The sequence below is a fragment of the Achromobacter animicus genome (genome assembly GCF_902859585.1).
GTDB lineage: Bacteria > Pseudomonadota > Gammaproteobacteria > Burkholderiales > Burkholderiaceae_B > Achromobacter > Achromobacter animicus.
In genome coordinates this window covers 1-1,910 of sequence record NZ_CADIJM010000035.1, presented here as the reverse complement: position 1 = coordinate 1,910, position 1,910 = coordinate 1, and the positions used below count along the sequence as shown (strand labels likewise).

General features: G+C 66.3%; 1 protein-coding gene. It reads left to right on the top strand.

Annotated elements, in window-relative coordinates:
- Positions 1 to 219: 219 nt before the first annotated feature.
- Positions 220 to 1,910, top strand: a 1,691-nt coding sequence (locus tag HV681_RS27640) for a methyl-accepting chemotaxis protein (protein ID WP_175126280.1), incomplete at its 3' end; no start/stop codon positions are given.

The following is a 1,910-nucleotide window of genomic DNA, read 5'->3' as shown; positions in this document are numbered from 1 at the left end:
CGCCCGCTGCGCCGGCCGGCCACGCGCACTGCGGATGCCGCGGACGTTGCCGCGGCGGCGCCCAAGCCCGCCTCGCGCCGTCCGCCGCCCGCGGATGACGATTGGGAGTCCTTCTGACGGACCCGTTCCGCCAGTGCATTGAACAGGCAGTAGAGAAAATCCCTTTTACGTGCTGACGGCCAGGAGAGCGCCGCCAGCACGATTACCGGAACTACGTAAATGTTTAGCAATCTGAAGGTGCGCACCGGCTTGATGCTGGCCCAATTGGCAGTCGCCTTGGCCGCGCTCGTTGCCATTGTCCTGGGTTGGAACAGCATGCAGTCCAATGCCCGGGCGATCAACACCTTGGATTCCCTGAGCGTCCAGCAGAGCAATCTGATCAAGGACTCGTACACGCAGATGCTGCGCGCCACTGTGCGCGCCGACATCGCCGCTGCCCAGCGCGCCGCAGGCGACGCGAGCGGCGCCGCCGAAAACTCCCGCATCGTCCAGCAGCTGATCGCGGACGCCAAGAAGAAGATGGAGACCTTCAAGGCGATTCCGAAGACGACCGAGATCGGCCGGAAGTCCGAAGGCGACCTGCTGTCCGCTTTCACTGGCTTTGCCGACTCCCTGGAAGGCATGATGGCCGCCCTGGACAAGGGCGACGCCGCGACCTACCTGTCGCTCAAGAATACGAAGGCGGGCGCCGCCAGCGGCCTGTTCTTCAAGCAGCTCACGGACTTTGCCGCCAACATCAACAATTTCAGCGAAGAGATGGTGAAGTCGTCGCGCGCACAGGCCTCGACGATGACCTTCGTCTACATCGGTCTGGCCGTGCTGATTCTGGTGGTGTCGCTGGGCGCGTTCCTGTTCATGAATCGCGTCGTGCTGCGTCCGCTGCGCGTTGTGGGCGAAAGCTTCGACAAGATCGCCGCAGGCGACCTGACCGTACGCGTGGACGTCAACTCCACCAACGAAATCGGCGCCCTGATGGCGGCCGTCAAGCGCATGCAGGAAAGCCTGGCGCGCACCGTGTCCGCGGTGCGCCGCGGCGTGGATGAAATCAACGTCGGTTCGCGTGAAATCTCGGCGGGCAACACGGACCTGTCCAGCCGCACCGAAGAGCAGGCCGCCTCGCTGGAAGAGACCGCCGCGTCGATGGAGCAACTGGCCTCGACCGTGAAGCAGAACGCGGACAACGCGCGCCAGGCCAACCAGCTGGCGGCCAGCGCGTCGGACGTCGCTGAGCGTGGCGGTTCGGCCGTGTCGGAAGTGGTCAGCACCATGGAAGGCATTTCGGCCAGCTCGCGCAAGATCTCGGAAATCGTGTCGGTGATCGACGGCATCGCATTCCAGACCAACATCCTGGCGCTGAACGCCGCGGTGGAAGCCGCGCGTGCGGGCGAGCAGGGCAAGGGCTTTGCGGTGGTGGCGGGCGAAGTGCGCTCGCTGGCGCAACGCAGCGCCCAGGCCGCCAAGGAGATCAAGGGTCTGATCGAGGATTCGGTATCCAAGGTGGGCGCCGGTTCGCAGCAGGTCGAACGCGCCGGCGCGACGATGCAGGAGATCGTCGCCTCGGTCAAACGCGTGACAGACATCATGGGCGAGATCTCGGCGGCCTCCGACGAGCAGTCCAGCGGCATTGACCAGGTCAACCGCGCCGTCGCGCAGATGGACGAAGTGACGCAGCAGAACGCGGCGCTGGTCGAAGAGGCCGCCGCCGCGGCAGGCTCGCTGCAGGATCAGGCGCAGCGCCTGGCCGAAGCGGTGGCCGTATTCAAGATCAATGCAGGCGAAGTCATCGAAGTGCCGGCACGCCAGTTGGCGCAGCAGCATCGGCCGGCTGCCCGCGTGGCCGCACCGGCGCCCGAGCCCGAGGTGGCGCCCCAAGCCGCCGCGCCGGCCGCCAAGCCCGCCGCCGCCGTGCG